The following is a 17,575-nucleotide window of genomic DNA, read 5'->3' on the forward strand; positions in this document are numbered from 1 at the left end:
GGAATCAGATAACACGCGCTTGATTATAATTTTAATTATTCAGGATGCCTAAAAAAACGCATCTCAGGTAATCGAGCTGCGGACTGGGCAGGAGGCAATGCCATGACGGCTTCGCCGCCGATCTATAATGAGAGGGGAAAGCCCCGGAACCCATCGTTCCGGCGCTAATATGTCGCTGATTTTTTAGGGAAGCGCTGAATAAAATGCTTCCGTTCATGGTTCGACGGGCTCACCACGAACGGAATCAATACGTTACCGTTCGTCCTGAGCCCGTCGAAGGACTAAATCGACACTTCCCTAGAAAAACCCCAATGGATTAATATCGTAGCTGACCAGCATGTTTTTGGTTTGCTGATAATGATTCAGCATCATCTTGTGGGTTTCACGGCCCACGCCTGATTTTTTATAACCGCCGAAAGCCGCGTGCGCCGGATAATGGTGGTAGCAATTAACCCATACCCGGCCGGCCTGAATGCCACGGCCCATACGATATGAACGATTCATATCGCGAGTCCAGACACCCGCGCCCAGACCGAACTGAGTGTCGTTGGCAATCTCCAGCGCTTCGGCTTCATCCTTAAACGTGGTGACCGATATGACGGGGCCGAAAATTTCTTCCTGGAAAATGCGCATCTTATTGCCGCCTTTCATGATCGTCGGTTCGATATAGTAGCCTTCGGAGAAACCGCCGCCTAAAGATTCAGCCTTGCCGCCGATTAAAACTTCAGCGCCTTCGTCCTTACCGATTTGCAGATAACTCAGAATCTTGTCAAATTGTTGTTTAGAGGCTTGCGCGCCTACCATCGTTTCGCTGTCTAACGGGTTGCCGCGTTTAATCTGCTTGACGCGCGCAATGACCTTAGCGATGAATTCATCGTAGATGGACTCCTGCACCAACAAGCGGGATGGACAGGTGCAGACTTCACCCTGGTTGAAAAACGCCAGCACCGCGCCCTCGACGCATTTGCTGACAAAATCATCTTCCTGATTTAATACATCCTCAAAAAAGATGTTCGGCGATTTTCCGCCCAACTCAACGGTTGACGGAATGATATTTTCGGCGGCGCACTTTAGAATATGCGCGCCGACGGGGGTTGATCCGGTAAAGGCTATTTTGGCAATCCGTGTACTGGTCGCTAATGCCTGCCCTGCTTCCGCGCCATAGCCGTTGACGATATTAACCACGCCTGCGGGCAATAAATCGCCGATCAACTCCATCAGCACCAAAATAGACGCAGGGGTTTGTTCCGCCGGTTTCAAGACCACACAGTTTCCTGCGGCCAAGGCGGGGGCTAATTTCCAGCAAGCCATCAGCAACGGGAAATTCCACGGAATAATCTGTCCGACCACACCCAGCGGCTCATGAAAATGGTAAGCGACGGTATTTTGGTCGATTTCGCCGATAGAACCTTCCTGTGCGCGAATGCACCCGGCAAAGTAGCGAAAATGATCGGCGCACAGCGGTATGTCAGCCGCCAGCGTTTCCCGCACCGCTTTGCCGTTATCCCAGGTTTCGGCAACGGCCAATGCTTCAAGATTCGCTTCAATCCGGTCGGCTATTTTTAACAGCCTGTTTGACCGCTCGGTGACGGAGGCCGTTCCCCAGGCGTCTTTGGCGGCATGGGCGGCGTCCAGCGCCAGCTCAATATCTTCCGCGCTGGAGCGGGGTACTTCGCAAAAAACCTTGCCGTTAACCGGACTCGAATTTTCGAAATACTGGCCTTTGACCGGAGCGACCCACTGGCCGCCGATAAAATTTTGATAGCGGGATTTAAAGTCAACTTTACTGCCTGGCTGATTTGGAGCTGTATAAAGCATTGCTTTCACCTAAATATGGATAAGTTGAGAGTGGCGAATTCTATCATCATAAGCAACGTAAAATAACGTTCCTTTTCATTGGCAAAATCGTAGCATGAACGGAATTTGAAAACAGCGGCCGTTATCCTTACGCCTGCCTGACTAGGGTTGTCGGCTTTGGCACAATCAGAAACCACAAATAAATCAAGATATACAAGCGGCCCGCACAACATTAGCAACTATCGCCCTTATTTACGCACCATTATTGTGCATCAACTAAAACGCAATATACACGATAACCGCGCAAAACCTTATCTCCGTAGAGTCATGAGCAATGTGGCTTATATATTGCTTTTTGTCATGCATATCTCATTTGTAATGCATAATCCAGGATCAATGACATGCTGACTGAAGCTGAACGTTTTGAAACTTTCTCCCCCTATATTCGAAGTGTTACCCAGTGCAAGGAAATACTCCGCGACTTGAACGGAACCTGGGGGCTTATTTCTTCGATTGCAGAAATAAGCTGCCCTAAAGAAGCCGCAACGATACTGCCGGCGATGGAAGCGACAAAAAAAGGTTTTGCCGATCTTGAAGGCAAATTGAACAGCCAGCTGGTATCCGAAGAAATTAAAAAAACCTGCCTTGAGCTTGAATCCAAAGCGCAAGTATCCATCGACATTCTGGTGCGCAACCTGTACGAGCGCACCGCAGACATCGGCTTTCTGGCGACCAATGCCGATATATGCAATTTTGTACTGGATTCCGTAAACGGCGAAAGAACCGATATAGATTCGATTAACCGGCTGCTCGATGAATACTGCGCAAAATATACCGTATACGACGACATTATCATTCTGGATGCCAAAAGCCGCATACTGACCCGGCTTGACCGCAACGCGCCGACAGGCGCGCAAAGCATTTCCGATCCGATTATCGACCGCACCTTGCATTCGATAGAAGACTATGTCGAAACCTTCGGTAAAACCAGCCTGCGCCCCGGCGTGGACCGGGCCCTTATTTATTCAAAACGCATCGTCGACCCGACCGACGACTCGGTGATTGGCGTTTTGTGCCTGTCGTTTCGTTTTGATAACGAGATGGAAGGCATCTTCCGCAGCCTGCAAAAAAAAGGCGATAAAGCCGTGATGCTACTGCTGAACGCCGATTCCGTGGTCATTGCCACCAGCGACTACGACCATGTGCCGATTGGCCGCGTCATCGAAGCCGTTCCTGAAGGCCGTCACTACGGCGTAACCGACTTTGCCGGACGCGAATATCTGTCGGTAACGCACAGAGGGCGCCCGTACCAGAGCTATTCCGGGCAGGAATGGTACGGCCATGCGATGATTACATTGCATTCGGCCTTCGCTCCTTCCGCGTCCGACAAGGAGATCAATGCCGAAATTCTTCGTCATGGCGACTCGCTGTCGCCCGAGCTGTCCAGCATCGTTGCGACCGCCGCCCAGGACATCAACATGTTCCTGCACCGCGTGATATGGAACGGCCAAGTCATGGCGACCAACCAGCACGGCAACCTTTTATCGCTGAAAGCGATTCTAAGACAGCTGCGTTCGATGGGCGCCCGCACGGCCCAAGCGCTTGCCGACTCCAGCAGCAAACTGCATACCACGATGATTGCGTCCGAACTGCGCAATGCCGAGTCCATCGCGCGGCTGATGATTGATATTATGGACCGCAACCTGTACGAGCGCAGCAATGACTGCCGGTGGTGGGCGCTGACTTCGGAAATACGGCGCATCCTGTCCGAAGGCCGCCTGAGCCCGGAAGACAAGGCGAAAATCACTGATATTCTGGTCTACATCAACAAGCTTTACACGGTCTACACGCGCCTTTTTATCTACGACATCAAAGGCACTATCGTGGCCGAGTCCAATCTGCATGACGACCCGATGGACGCCCTGGGCAGGCAGGTGACCGCCTCCTACGCGCAGGAGACTTTTTCGTTGCGCTCGCCGCAGGAATACCGGGTATCGCCTTTTGAAGAATCCTGGCTGTATGAAGGCAATCCAACCTATGTCTACAATGCCGCCATCCGTCATATTGACGACATGAACAAAATAGTCGGCGGTATCGGCATCGTTTTCGACTCCACGCCCGAATTCAAGCACATGCTTGAAGATTGCCTGCCCGACAAACCCGGCTCTTTCGGCTTATTTGTGGAGCGCCCCAGCGGCCGGATTATCGCTTCGACCGAGGGTTCCAATTACACCAATGGCGAGGTTCTGTGGATAGACCCTGAGTTTTTTGAGCTGCAAGAAGGCACGGGCAAATCCAAAATCGTGTTTTACAACAAAAAGTACTACGCCGTCGGCTGTTACTCGTCGCGCGGATACCGCGAATTTAAAACCACAGGGGACTACCATAATGATGTAGCGGCCTTCGTGTTTATACCCATCGGCGAGAAAAGCGAAGCCACGGCTGCCGAACAACGCGTAGCCATCACTTACCCGCAAGAGCCGGTAACCGGCGAAGTTACCGACCTGGCAACGTTTTACATCGGCCAGGAGATCTACGCATTTCTTGCCTCCGAGGTACTGGAAGCCGTGGACGTTGCAATGATCAACGCCCTGCCCGGCGTAAAATCCTATATTGTCGGTAGCGTCATGTATTGCGATAACAGCCCCGACGGCATCAACGAAAAAATCCCGGTTATCGTCATTGACGGCAGGATTCTGACTAATACGCCGATTGATTCCGATCAAGCGGAAAAGACTAACGGCGCAATCATCATTGTCCGAACCCAGGTAGGCCCTATCGGTCTGTTGGTTGACGGGCTCGATGCCGTTCCCAGCTTTGAGAAATCGCAAGTCCAGCCGGTTAACGAATTACTGCGCGGCGACGGCGGCTATGTGAAATCATTGGTCAACATCCCCGAAAGCAACACAACCGGAAAAATGCTTATCGTATTGAATCAAGACCTGATTCTTTCCTCGGTTCGCAAGTAATAATTGCATCTGCCCGCGATTGGGTGGGCGTGTGAAAGCCGTTCGTACTGAGCCTGTCGAAGCATGAGCGGCTTTCGCACGTTCCAACTTCATCTTTTAGTTGATTCGGCCTGGAGTGTACTTTAAAAGATGCAATGTCGCGCTATTACATCAACCGTTTAAATAGAAGTTTGGTTGAAAATGTCAACTCAGATTGAAGCTGAAATTAATCATTATTTACTGATGTTACGCATGGATAGTGTTTGTCGCGCTGCATGGATGGAGTGCGTAGAATACACTCAACTCGCGGCGTAGCGCGCCTTTAACCGCATTCCCGCGCAGTGCGGGGGAACGAGAAAAAACGAAGAAATTGGAGTGCAAGCTTTGCCTGCTAATGCAAGCAGAGCTTGCACTCCAGCCAATGCTCTTTCTTATATCGTTTAATTTAACGGGGCTTCCCGTTTAAGGCGGGACATATAAAAGGCTTAACCTCAGGCTGTCCCGGCTTAAGTTGATAGCCCTTACGGTATTGGCTTAAGGGTTTCGTCGCTCTAACTCTGTCTTGGCAACTTTATCGCGCAAGTAAACCGGCATGGCCTGTTCGACGACAACGGCCAAGCCCTGCTCGAAACCTCGCGCGCCTAAACGGGCAATCGCTCCGGCTCTGGGCAGCAGTTCGGCTTGATAGCGACTGACGCGCCCTGGCAAGCGGGCCGTCAATTCCTGGCTGTAAACGCCCCAGCCTGAACCGATGCCTACGCCGGTCAGATCGGGGAACTCAACCGCATCGGCCGGAGTCACCGCTTCGTCACCGATCAGTTCGGCATAGCCCTGTGCATCGCGCCGGTAAACGCCCCAGAATATCTCATCCATCCGCGCGTCCATCGCGACAAAGGCGACGTTATCATCATTGTGATCGAAAAAATCCTGGGCGATAGCCGCCAGCGTGGACACGGGCACGACCGGCAAGTCCGCGCCCAACGCGATACCCTGGATCACGCCGGTGGCGATACGCACGCCGGTAAACGAGCCGGGGCCGCGGCTGAACGCCAACGCATCGAGCTGTTGCGGCTTTAAGCCCGCGTCTGCCATTAATGAATCGATCATCGGCAAAATCAGCTTGGTGTGTTCCTTGGGCGCCAACTCAAAGCGTTCCACCACTTCGCCGTCGATAAACAGCGCTGCCGAACAGGCTTCGGTCGATGTTTCTACTGCCAATAATTTCATTATTCGGTCTCTGTGATAATTAAGGAATGTGCGTGAATAACTTTTTAAACCATGAAGAGCATGAAGAATTTAAGTCTTCATGTCCTTCATGCTCTTCATGGTAATTGATTAAATTTATGCCTGTTCCTGCAAAATCAATATGTAGGGCGTGCCGTGCGCGCCTTAGATCTCAAGGCGCGCACGGCACGCTCTACTGCTCTTCGTCCTGAAAAAACGCCCGCACATCTTCTATATCGCGGGTGCGCTTCATCGCCGGTACGCTGTCTAAAAATATCTGGCCGTATGATTTCTTTAACAACCTGGGATCGCAGACCATCAATACGCCCCTGTCGGTCACGTCGCGGATCAAACGCCCTATGCCCTGCCTCAACGCTATCACGGCGGTGGGCAGTTGGTATTCGAAAAACGAGTTCCGGCCCTGTTTGACCATTGCATCCAATCGCGCTTTCAATACCGGGTCGCCGGGCGATGCGAACGGCAGCTTGTCGATAATGACGCAGGATAAGGCTTCGCCCCGGACATCCACGCCCTCCCAAAAACTCGAGGTGCCGAGCAACACGGCATTGCCCGCGTCTTTAAACTGGTCCAACAGCAAGGCCTTGGGGCGGCTGCCTTGAATCAGCAACGGAAAATCGATTTTCTTCTCCAGCAATTCTGCGGCCTGTTTTAGTGCGCGGTGGCTGGTAAACAGGAAAAACGCCCGGCCCTTGCTGGCCTCCAACACCGGCACCGCAAACTCGATGATCAGCGGGATGAATTCGGGATCATTGGGCTGCGGCAAGCCTTTCGGATGATAAAACAGCGATTGGTGGGCGTAATCGAAAGGGCTGCCCCAACTTGCGCTGGCCGCATTGCTCAGCCCCAGGTTATTGGCGAAATGATCGAACCTGTTCGCCACGCTTAAGGTCGCCGAGGTAAATATCCACGCCGCCTGATGTTGTTGCATAAAGGAACGGAATTCCGCCGCAATATCCAGCGGCGTCCGGCTCAAGGTGAAGGTGTTTTTATAGGTTTCATACCAGCGTATCCATTTGCCGCTGTTGTCTTCCAGGATAATCTTTAGCTGCTGCACCAGTTCGTCGGCGCGCTTGAAACACGAATCCAGGCCCTTGGATTTGACCGACGCCAGTTCCAGCTGGTCGGACAGGCGCTGCAACTGGTCTTTAACCGCCGTCAACGCACCAGCTATTTTCGGATTATTCTCGATGTCCTGCCAGTCGCCGCGTTTAAGCTCGATGCCGAACGCCAGCCGCATGTCTTTAACTTCATGCTCCATGTCTTCGCAGGCGGTGCGCAACGCGGGCATGTCGGTCGCGTCCTTGAAATATTCCATCAACGCGTCTTTGGTCAGATCGTTCAGCTGCTTGGCGCTGACGGTAATGCCCAGAAAATTGGACGCGGTATCGGCCAGCTGGTGCGCTTCGTCGATGATGACCACCTCGGCGTCGGGCAACAACTCGCCGAAACCGCTGTCGCGTATCGACCAGTCTGCGCACAGCAAATGATGATTAACCACCAGGATCTCGCTTTCCTGCGCTTTTTTTCTGGCCTTGACCAGAAAACAATCGGCGTAATCAGGGCAGTCTTGGCCCAGACAATTATCCAGTGATGAAGTCGCCTGATACCAGACCGGGTCGGCCTCGGTCACCTCGGACATTTCCGAGGTATCGCCGGTTTTGGTGCGCTTCGACCAGGAGCTTATTTTTGCCAGAGCGGCGGCATCTTCCTTGCTGAAACCCAGCGTGGAAGTCAGTGCGTTTTTCAGCCGGTAGGTGCATAAATAATTGCTGCGGCCTTTTAGCAGCGCGGCGATAAACGGCGTCTTCATCGCCTTGCGGATCACCGGCAAATCCTTGTTGAACAGCTGATCCTGAAGGTTTTTGGTGCCGGTCGAGATGATGACTTTTTTGCCGGATAAAATCGCGGGTACCAAATAGGCGAAGGTTTTGCCGGTTCCGGTTCCGGCTTCGGCGATTAAATGCTGGTTTGCGTCAATCGCATGGGCAATGGCCTCGGCCATTTCAATCTGGGCCGCCCGCGGCTGATAGCCTGGGATGACTTCGGCCAAGCCGCCGTCACTGCTGAAAAAATGTTTCGTGTCTGTCAATTGAGTCTCTTGCACTGTGTTTATTGGCTATTTTAAATTTAATTATCAAGTGCGGTTCATTTTTTTACGATAAATTAAAAACCATCACCACGAAGACACGAAGGACGCGAAGCTTTATTTATTCGTGCCGTTCGTGTCCCGGCAACCGCTCCCGGCCGCATAAACCGCCTGTTTATCAGTGCCTGCCTCGTTCTCGATTTGACTCCAATACCGTCCAATTTACAACGCCATTGACTAATTATTGCTTGTGTAGTCTCATCACACTACGGAGGCCGTGATACAAAATCGCATGCCCCAATTACTAAAATAATAATTAAACCGAGGAAGGCCACATGAAAACGACGACGAATTGCAACCGCAGAAAATTTTTAAAATATGCCGCAATCGGTATCGCCGGAGCGGTCACTTACCCGAGCTGGACGCAAGCGGCCGGCAAATTTACCCGAGTCAATACGCCGTCTGACGATTTTCTTCCCGACGTTGAAATTGAATTGACCATGAACACGGCCGATGTAGCCATTTTAAACGGTGAAAAAACCCGCGTCTGGAAAGTCACCGGCAAGGTCATAACAGGCGATTCAAACATTCTTGATAATAATGAAGGCACCTATCTGGCCCCTACCCTGCGCTTTAAAAAAGGCCAGAAAGTCAGGATGATCCTTAATAATGATTTACCGGCGCAATCGATTCTGCACTGGCACGGCCTGCATGTGCCCGCCAACATGGACGGCAACCCGATGTACGCGATCAATCGCGGCGAAACCTATATCTATGAATTCGAGATACTCAACCGGGCGGGCACTTATTTTTATCACGCCCACACCCACGGCGTAACGGCCCGGCAGGTCTATTCCGGCTTGGCTGGCCTGTTACTCGTCAGCGATGACCAGGAACACGCGCTGCATTTGCCGAGCGGCGACCACGACGTGCCGCTGGTGATTCAGGACCGCAGTTTTGACGGCCAAAATCAGCTGGTTTATTCGGCTAACATGATGCAACGCATGCAGGGCTTTTTGGGCGACCGGATCCTGGTCAACGGCCGGCCTGATTTCGTGTTGCCGGTGGCGACGCGCGCCTATCGGCTCCGGCTGGTCAACGGCTCTAATTCCCGCATCTACAAACTCGCCTGGGATGACGGCACGCCTATGACCGTGATTGGCGTTGACGGCGGTTTGCTGGAAAAGCCCGAACAACAGCCTTATGTGATGATGGCGCCGGGACAGCGGCGGGAGTTATGGGTGGACTTTAGTGGACGGGCGGTAGGCGCCGAGCTGACCTTGCGCAGCCTCCAGTTCGACATCGACATGCACGGCGGCATGATGGGCAGGCGCGGGGGCATGATGGGGCACGGTATGATGGGACACAGGCGCGGCATGATGGGCGGCATGATGTCGGTCAGCACCCTGCCTTCAGGATCGGACTACCCGATCTTAAAAATCCGGGTCGCCAAAAAGGAGCAAGGCGACAACACCTTGCCGAAGGCGCTGACCCCGATCACCGAACTGCAAACCAAGAACGCGGCCAATGCGGGCAAGCCGAAAACCATCGCCTTATCGATGGCGCACATGTCGGCCCTGCTTAACGGCCGCTCTTATAAAATGGACGACGTTCAACCGGATGAAATTATCCCTGTCAACAGCCTGCAATTAATCGAGTTCGATAACGGTTTTGATGGCGGCATGCACGGCATGATGATGGATATGCCGCATCCGATGCATTTGCATGGCGAACAGTTCCAGATCGTCAAGCGGGAAGTGAGTGCGCATGTGACCGATAACTACGCCACCGTTTCAGCAGGGCTTATAGATAGCGGCTGGCAGGATACGGTTCTGGTGATGCCGGGCGAGAAAGTCACGATATTAAAACCGTTTAACGACTTTAAAGGCCTGTTCATGTACCACTGCCATAACCTGGAACACGAGGATATGGGCATGATGCGGGATTTCCTGATCAAATAAGCTCAAATGCGCTATGGATGGCGCGTTTTCTACGCAGTGACCAGCGAACGCAGTTGGGCGTCTTCAATCAGGATGTGTTTCACCAGCCAGTCGCGCAAATAAGTCAATACATCAAATTGCGCGACCAGCGGATTCGCGTGCAGCTCTTCGTAAAACTCGCAAATTTTCGCCTCGAACGCGTGATGCTGATGTTCCTGGCGATTAAGGCCCTCATAGCCGTAATGCGTCATCATCAATTCCTCGGCGCGAAAATGCACTTTGGCATAAGCATCCAGTGCCTTGACCAGGCGCGCCACTTCGCGGGCTCCGAGCTTATTGCTGACCACCTCGTACAAATCGTTGATCAGGTCAAACAGGTAGCGGTGATGTTCGTCGATGACATCAATACCGACACTGAGGCTTTCATTCCATGGCGCCCACGCGTTTTCTCTCGGTTCGACCGGTGGGAGCATCAATACGTGTTTGGGATCGATGATGTCATCGCGGTACAGCTCGCGCACCCGTAAAATTTCCGGCATGGCAAGCTTAAAGGCATCGACGATTGCAGGATCAAAATGCTTTCCCGATTCGGAAATAATCCAGGCGGCCGCATCCTCCACGGTCCACGCTTTTTTGTAAGGCCGTTTTGAGGTCAACGCATCGAATACATCGGCCACCGAACAAATCCGGGCCAAAATCGGAATCTGCTCGCCAGCCAAACCTTGCGGGTATCCGGTTCCATCCCAACGCTCATGATGCGAACCGGCAATATCCCGCGCAGCGGCAATCAATGCGTCATTACCCATCAAGATGGAAACGCCGATATTGGTGTGCGTTTTCATGATTTCAAATTCATCATCCGTCAGCTTGCCGGGTTTTAGCAATACCGCATCGGCAATGCCGATTTTTCCCACATCGTGCATCGGCGCCGCAACATAGAGCAACTCCCGCTGATCCGCCGGCAGCCCCATCGCTTTCGCAATCGCCTGGGCAAAGTTGGTCATGCGCATGATGTGCCAACCGGTCTCGTTGTCGCGATACTCGGACGCCACCCCCAAGTTGCGGATTGCATCCGCACGCGCTTCCTCCAGTTCCAGCTCCCGAATACGGAGTGTTTCATTGGTCAGGGCGCGATGAATCAAACTGGAAAGGACATACGCCAATTCATTCATGAAATCGAGATGGGAGGGAGACGACTGATAATCGAGCGGAACAAACATCGTGGTGTAACCGATTCCCTGGCCGTCAATACAAAGCGGCAACAGAAATAATCGCTGTTGCAACGCCTGTTCATCACCAACGCCGGGGTGGAACGAAACCGTTTCAACCAGGCAGCCCGGCGCAATAACGGCGGATGCAAACACCCCGAAATCCCAGCGCAGCTGCGATTTCCATAAGGGCTCCATGCCGAATTGCGCGACTTGAAAGTAGCGGCCCCGCGGATTAAGCAGCACCATCGCGCCACGCGGTTCTAACGGCAGATCGTGATAGTCGCGCAATATTACAAACAAGCGCTCAAGCAATACATCCAAATCCGATGAAGTGGCGCTGCTGACGGTTAACTCAAACACCCGTTTTCTGATGGACTGCAATGCTTCTTCGTTCATAATAAGTCCTGACGATGATAAAAGAGGGCCGTAGGTGATAACATGAGTACTTTATGCACTGGCGAATCAATAAATATTACGGCCCCAAAACTTATACTAATTTATCATCGTAAACTTAATTTTTTTACAAACCAAGAAATATCTGCCTTTACTCCCGCCGCTTTAGTCAAAATGACAACAGGCGGGCTGACGGGGATAATAGCCACCACGCCCTGATTATTTAACCGCTCGACATGAACAAGATAACCCTCACCGCCTGCCCCGAGTGTGATTTATTGCTTAACCCCACCCAGACTGTCGTCGGCGACAAGGCGCATTGCCCCCGTTGCGGCTACCTGCTGCAACGGCCGAGCAAACAAAGCATCGAGCGTACTTTTGCGCTGTCTATCGCCGGGCTGATATTAATGTTCCCGGCCAATTTGATGCCGTTAATCGGCATCAAGATGCTGGGTAATGCGAAAGACGGCACCTTGTGGTCGGGCGTGCTTGCGTTATTCGAGGAACACATGTGGGGCGTTGCGGTACTGGTGTTCTTGTCCAGCATTTTATTTCCGCTGCTGAACATCATTTTGTCCTTGCTGATCAGCGCGCATCTTTATTTTAATAAACCGAACCGGCATCTGGCCCACTGGATGCGCTGGCTGCAACACATTGATGAATGGGCGATGCTGGAAGTCTATATGCTAGGCATTATTGTCGCCTGCGTTAAACTGTCCTCCACGTCCGAGCTTAAGTTCGGTTTTGGACTCTACGCCTTTGTCGCCCTGCTGATCGTAACCGGCATGCTGACCAGCAGCCTGGATAAAGTTCTGTTCTGGCGGCAAATCGGACGATTAAAACCATGAAATCAAAAAAGACAGCCCTGGCTCAAGGCTTTATCCGTTGTCATGATTGCGGCTGTTTATCGAAACGGGCCGACAAAAACAGGCTTTGCCCGTTATGCGGCGGTCAGTTGCATCCCAGGCTACCCAACAGTTTTCAACGTACCGCCGCATTGCTGCTGAGCGCCTTCTGCCTGTATATTCCGGCCAATACTTTTCCGATCATGACCGTTACGAGCCTGGGCGTCGGAGAGCCGCACACCATTATCGGCGGCATTATTGCGTTAGTTAACAGCGGCATGGTGCCGATAGCCCTGCTGGTTCTGGTCGCCAGTATTCTGGTACCCTTGTTAAAACTGCTGGGAATCAGCCTGTTATTGCTCAACGTTCATTATCGCTGGCAAGCCCATGCGAAAAAATGGACTGTCATGTACCGGATTATCGCTTTTGTAGGCCGCTGGTCAATGCTGGATATTTTTATGATTTCAATTCTTGTGTCTTTGGTCGATATGGGCGGTGTCGCGCAGGTTATCGCAGGCCCTGCGGCAACGGCGTTTGCTGCGGTCGTGGTGTTGACCATGTTCGCCGCCAAAAGTTTCGATCCACGTTTAATATGGGATAACCAGCGCTAATATGAATGACTTTATCGACCCTGATGTATCGGAAGTAATCATCAATAAAAGAACCGAGTTGCCGCTGGTGTGGCTCCTGCCGTTAATCGCCCTGCTCGTCAGCGGCTGGTTAATCGCCAAGTCCATTAATGAAAAAGGCCCGGTCATCACGATCAGCTTCCCTACCGCAGAAGGCCTGGAAGTGGATAAAACCAAAATCAAATACCTGAATGTGGAAGTCGGCAAAGTCACCGCGATCACCATCAGTGACGATTTAAAAACCATCCTGATTACCGCGCAAATGAACAGCTCGGCGGCCGACTATTTGAACCAGAATACCAGCTTCTGGGTGGTGCGGCCCCAGGTGGGCTTGGGCGGCATTTCAGGCCTTGGCACACTGCTCTCGGGGCCTTATATAGAGGTCAAACCGGGCGACGGTTCCAGGCAAGATCATTTTGTCGGGCTGACCGCGCCGCCCTTGTTGAAAAACAATGCCGAAGGCACACATTTCATTCTGGAAACCAATAATCTTGGCTCTATGAGGCCCGGAACGCCGATCAATTTTCACGGCATAACCGTCGGTGAAGTGCTCAGCCACAAATTATCCGATGAAGCGAACTCGATACGCCTGACCGTTTTCATCAACAAACCTTACGACCAGTTCATCAGGAAAAATACCCGTTTCTGGATAGACAGCGGCGTCGATTTATCCGCCGGGGCCGATGGTTTTAAAGTCAGGACCGGGCCGTTGATTTCCTTGTTAAGCGGCGGCATTGCCTTTCGCGCCTCTGCGGAGGACAGCATTGAAAATATCCAGCCTGAAAACACCATTTTTCAACTGTACGATACCTATGATCTGTCGACTCAAGTTGTGTATCAAAACACATTGAAATACGTCATGTATTTTAACGGCTCCGTGCGCGGATTAACCGTAGGTGCGCCGGTACAATTACGCGGCATCGCCATCGGCAAGGTCACCGACATCAGTCTGGAGCTGGACAAGAAGACTGCGGAAATCCACATTCCGGTCACCGTGGAACTCGAACCGGCGCGCATCAAGGAAATCAATAACGACAGCAACATCAGCGATAAGGATATTATGGCGCAGCTGATCAACAAAGGCCTGCGCGCGCAATTGCAAACCGGCAGCCTGCTGACCGGACAACTGCTGGTCGATCTTGATTTTCACCCGAAAAGCAAAATTGTGTTGAGCGACAATCAAAGCGTTTATCCCGAGTTCCCGACCACCGCCAGCTCGTTGGATCAATTCACCCATTCCGCGAACATCATCATGGATAAAATCGCCAAATTGCCGCTGGAGGACTTGACGATTGAAGCCAATAAAACCCTGCAAACCTTGCAAGGCACCTCAAAGGCGGCAACCGGCATGCTGACCACCGCCCAAGGAACGCTCGATACCGCCGACAAAACCATGAATTCGGCGCACCAGGTATTGAGCATTATGGAACCCGGCTCCACCACCCACTACGAACTGGAACGGCTGTTGCAGGAACTGACCCAGGCGGCAAGTTCGGTCAAACAACTGACCGACTACCTGGAACAAAACCCCAACTCATTAATTCGCGGCAAAGAAGAGCAGTAATATGGCAAATCAACTTTCAAAATGGTTACTACCGGTCTCGGCCTGCACCCTGCTCTCGGCATGCCTGTCGACGCCGCCCACCCATTTTTATGTATTGGAACCGCTGAGTGAGTCGCCCCCACCCTCAACGACAACTGAAACAAAACGCCAAATCGGCATCGGTCCCGTATCCATACCGGCATTACTTGAGCGTAAGCAGATTGTCACCCGGCTGCCGGATAACAGCGTAAACATTGCCGAATTTCATCAATGGGCGTCGCCGTTAAAAGATAATGTCGCCCAGGTGTTAACCCACAACCTGGCGACGCTGCAAACAGGCGACCTGATCAGGGCCTATCCCTGGAGTGCTTACGGAGCGGTCGATTATCGGGTCATCATAGACATCATCAGATTCGACGCCAACCCGGAGCAGGCCGTAAATTTTGAAGCCCGTTGGTCGATCATGAATGAAAAAAACCATACCCTTATAAGCAATGGTCACTCCAAAACCGAACACCGGTTGGATGACTCGTCCTACCCGTCGACCGTCAAGGCGCTCAGCAAAGTCCTCAGTGAATTCAGCCAGGAATTGTCTATAGCGCTGGGTAAGATAAAGTAAAGCCGGGTATTTTGTCCTTGGATTTACTTAGAAAATCCTTTAGAATTACCGGACAAATATTGGGATGTTAGCTCAGTTGGTAGAGCAGTGGACTCTTAATCCATGGGTCCAGGGTTCGAATCCCTGACGTCCCACCAATAATATCAAGGCCTTACAGATTTATGTTTGTAAGGCCTTTTTTGTTTGCTTTGAAATTGCACCCCGTCTGCAACCGCGTTTACTCAAAATTAGGGACGCCCTCTGGATATGATCCTTGCTGACGACTCCTTTTATAATCCGAATTTCAAATACCTCGCACGTTTGCCTAACCAATTCCTTGACTCGTCTACCTACATCACCTTTCCAAACCTTTGGTGCGCAAGCGCGTCCTACTCGATTAACATTTGTTTGCGACCTATTTTTCTTAACTTTTAGTGGCAGTGAGGCAACGTAAAGGAGCTGGACAACGCTCACGTTACAGCATCACAACGGCGTTGCTCGAGCTGCGCATACAGTGGCGCGACTCGTTGTTGCAGTATCGGGTGCGATGAGACTGGCGTCGCATCGGCGCTGAACCGGATGCCCTGGCTTTTGGCATGAAAACCGGCCCGTTGCCGCATGCGCTCCAGTTGTTCCAACGTGCAATCGAGCCCTTGCCTGGGCAACAGGTCTTGCCACAGGACATCCGGCAATTGCCGGTAATTGATTAATTGCAAGTGTTCTACATTGGCGAGCGCCGCTTCGAAGAAGCCGGCCAAAACCTTGGTGCAATAGCCGTCCAAATCCCCTGCCTCCAATGTTTCCGCCGCCAGCGACGCGATCATGCCGGGCACCATCTGCGGTCCGCGCTGGCGTCGATGCGAAGCCAGTACGGCTTCCGGTTCGCGGTAGAGAAACCAACATGGCGTATTCGGGAAAGCGGCGCGAAATATCGGCAAAAATTGAGTATGCCAGCTATCGAGCTTGATGAAAAAGTGAGTTTCTTCGGGGGTTCGCTGTTGCCCCAAGGCCAGAATTAATTGCCTAAGGTTCGCGCTGCCGCCACTGGTTTCAGGCTCTGTTTGATGGCTATTTAAGAAAGCATCAATGACCGGCGGCTCCGACATCACAATACAACAGGACAGGGTTGACAATAATTGGGTCAGCAAGGTAGAGCCGCAACGCGAGGTATGAAAAATAAACGCGCTCGGCATCAGCCCCGGTTCCAGACGCTTCAACCAGTCGAATCCTGTGCGGCAGATATAACGTTGCGCCGGATTTTGCTGTTGCAATGTATCGGTAAAAAACGAAGCGGTAAAGCGGCCTTGGACATGCCGCCAAACGACTTCCCGTCCTTGCAGACTTACCGGAAACCAATTGCGCAACGATGCCAAAGCGTCGACTGCAACAGGTCGACCGCGTAATAACTGCTGGTCATTCAACATGGGATAGTATGAGAAGGAAGGCGCGGACAAGCCGCGCCTAGCAGGTTTAATTTCTGGAAGGGAAAATGCCTTCCATCGCAATTATGTAGTTAAGCCCAATATAGGGAGGCATGGTGGAAATGTTGGCACTGGTTATAACTGGAGCCGTCACTGCAGAACCTGTCCCAGTGGTACCTGAATTAACATTAGCATTACCTACAAGCGTAGTCGTTACACTTTGGCTATTGAGTGCAACCAAATCCGTAGCGGGACCGGTTGTGGCCTGATACATTGCAGCGGAGGTTGGGCCTGTACCGGTAGTGCACAAGGTTGCGTTAGCAGCGGGCGCCGTTGCTCCCGGCCCCTTCGAAGTGGCATTGAGCGTTGAGGAAGCCGTGAATGCACTTCCCGGTACAGTTACGGCATGGTTGTGTTGAGGCAGATTATTGATACCTATTGTAAATGATACCGAGCCAGAGCTAACCACAGTTGCAGTATTTGCACCACCCTTTAAACCCTGCGGAACATTCATCAAACCCGGCCCTTGGGCCTGCGACCCGACGACGACCCGGCCGCGCAGATCGGGTATGCCGAAAGTGTTCTGCCCATCCCCGCCATACATGGTGCCTAATAACGCAAACATTGCCGCATTCTGCTGAATCGGCACTGTTTGACCATTGCAAAACAGCCAGCCTCTTGGCGGATAATTAAATCCCACTGCCAGAACGCTTCCCATAAATGCATCCATAATAAACTCCTGCTTTTACTCTATATGATTGAAATGCAACGGCAATAGACCGCTGCACAATAAGATCGCCTAGTATTTAATCACGCAAACAGGGTTATGTTTTTTAGTAAAAAGCCTTAAAAAACAGCCCACACAAAACAATACGCCCCCGATTTTTTTGAAATTAAGCACTGGTTACCGGTAATACAA

12 protein-coding genes, 1 tRNA gene and 1 pseudogene are annotated in these 17,575 nt (G+C 51.9%); 7 read left to right on the forward strand and 7 right to left on the reverse strand.

Annotated elements, in window-relative coordinates; all coding sequences use genetic code 11:
- Positions 1-297: 297 nt before the first annotated feature.
- Complete coding sequence (gene exaC, locus B0F88_RS08675) at positions 298-1,818, reverse strand: acetaldehyde dehydrogenase ExaC (RefSeq protein ID WP_104423554.1); 1,521 nt, start codon at positions 1,816-1,818, stop codon at positions 298-300.
- A gap of 380 nt (positions 1,819-2,198) precedes the next feature.
- Here exaC and B0F88_RS08685 point away from each other — a divergent pair, with 380 nt between their 5' ends.
- Positions 2,199-4,766 (forward strand): chemotaxis protein CheW, encoded by a 2,568-nt coding sequence (locus B0F88_RS08685; RefSeq protein WP_104423556.1) that lies wholly within the window; start codon positions 2,199-2,201, stop codon positions 4,764-4,766.
- Positions 4,767-5,279: 513 nt separating this feature from the next.
- Here B0F88_RS08685 and tsaB read toward each other — a convergent pair.
- Both tsaB and B0F88_RS08695 read right to left on the reverse strand, forming a co-directional pair.
- On the reverse strand, positions 5,280-5,972 hold the full coding sequence (tsaB, locus tag B0F88_RS08690; RefSeq protein WP_104423557.1) for a tRNA (adenosine(37)-N6)-threonylcarbamoyltransferase complex dimerization subunit type 1 TsaB: 693 nt from the start codon (positions 5,970-5,972) through the stop codon (positions 5,280-5,282).
- A 190-nt stretch (positions 5,973-6,162) separates the two neighbouring features.
- The gene (locus B0F88_RS08695; RefSeq protein WP_104423739.1) at positions 6,163-8,079 is read right to left on the reverse strand and encodes an ATP-dependent DNA helicase; all 1,917 of its coding nucleotides are present in this window, start codon (positions 8,077-8,079) and stop codon (positions 6,163-6,165) included.
- A gap of 332 nt (positions 8,080-8,411) precedes the next feature.
- Between B0F88_RS08695 and B0F88_RS08700 the strand changes: the two genes are divergently transcribed.
- Entirely contained in the window at positions 8,412-10,037 is a 1,626-nt protein-coding gene (locus B0F88_RS08700) for a multicopper oxidase family protein (protein ID WP_104423558.1), read from the forward strand.
- Positions 10,038-10,066: 29 nt separating this feature from the next.
- On the opposite strand, the gene B0F88_RS08705 is transcribed toward B0F88_RS08700, so the two are convergent.
- A complete protein-coding gene (locus B0F88_RS08705; RefSeq protein WP_104423559.1) occupies positions 10,067-11,623 on the reverse strand; it encodes a bacteriohemerythrin in 1,557 nt (518 codons plus the stop codon).
- A gap of 233 nt (positions 11,624-11,856) precedes the next feature.
- On the opposite strand from B0F88_RS08705, the gene B0F88_RS08710 reads away from it, so the two are divergent.
- The 5 genes from B0F88_RS08710 to B0F88_RS08730 all read left to right on the forward strand — a co-directional run bounded on the left by B0F88_RS08710 (position 11,857) and on the right by B0F88_RS08730 (position 15,393).
- Positions 11,857-12,468 carry a paraquat-inducible protein A gene (locus B0F88_RS08710; RefSeq protein WP_104423560.1) on the forward strand — a complete coding sequence of 204 codons (612 nt, stop codon included), beginning with the start codon at positions 11,857-11,859 and terminating at the stop codon, positions 12,466-12,468.
- Positions 12,465-13,076 (forward strand): paraquat-inducible protein A, encoded by a 612-nt coding sequence (locus B0F88_RS08715; protein WP_104423561.1) that lies wholly within the window; start codon positions 12,465-12,467, stop codon positions 13,074-13,076. The genes B0F88_RS08710 and B0F88_RS08715 overlap by 4 nt, the downstream gene beginning before the upstream one ends.
- Before the next feature lies 1 nt (position 13,077).
- Complete coding sequence (locus B0F88_RS08720) at positions 13,078-14,658, forward strand: PqiB family protein (protein WP_104423562.1); 1,581 nt, start codon at positions 13,078-13,080, stop codon at positions 14,656-14,658.
- 1 nt (position 14,659) lies between these two features.
- Complete coding sequence (locus tag B0F88_RS08725) at positions 14,660-15,256, forward strand: PqiC family protein (protein ID WP_104423563.1); 597 nt, start codon at positions 14,660-14,662, stop codon at positions 15,254-15,256.
- A 61-nt stretch (positions 15,257-15,317) separates the two neighbouring features.
- Positions 15,318-15,393, forward strand: a tRNA-Lys gene (locus B0F88_RS08730).
- Between the two features lie 106 nt (positions 15,394-15,499).
- On the opposite strand, the pseudogene B0F88_RS19695 reads toward B0F88_RS08730, so the two are convergent.
- The 3 genes and pseudogenes from B0F88_RS19695 to B0F88_RS08745 form a co-directional block, all read right to left on the reverse strand.
- Positions 15,500-15,607: pseudogene (locus tag B0F88_RS19695) on the reverse strand (IS200/IS605 family transposase); the annotation flags it as partial.
- A 98-nt stretch (positions 15,608-15,705) separates the two neighbouring features.
- A complete protein-coding gene (locus tag B0F88_RS08740) occupies positions 15,706-16,659 on the reverse strand; it encodes a hypothetical protein (protein WP_104423564.1) in 954 nt (317 codons plus the stop codon).
- A gap of 46 nt (positions 16,660-16,705) precedes the next feature.
- Entirely contained in the window at positions 16,706-17,386 is a 681-nt protein-coding gene (locus B0F88_RS08745) for a phage tail protein (protein WP_104423565.1), read from the reverse strand.
- Between the last annotated feature and the right edge of the window lie 189 nt (positions 17,387-17,575).

Source organism: Methylobacter tundripaludum, assembly GCF_002934365.1.
Taxonomy (GTDB): domain Bacteria; phylum Pseudomonadota; class Gammaproteobacteria; order Methylococcales; family Methylomonadaceae; genus Methylobacter_A; species Methylobacter_A tundripaludum_A.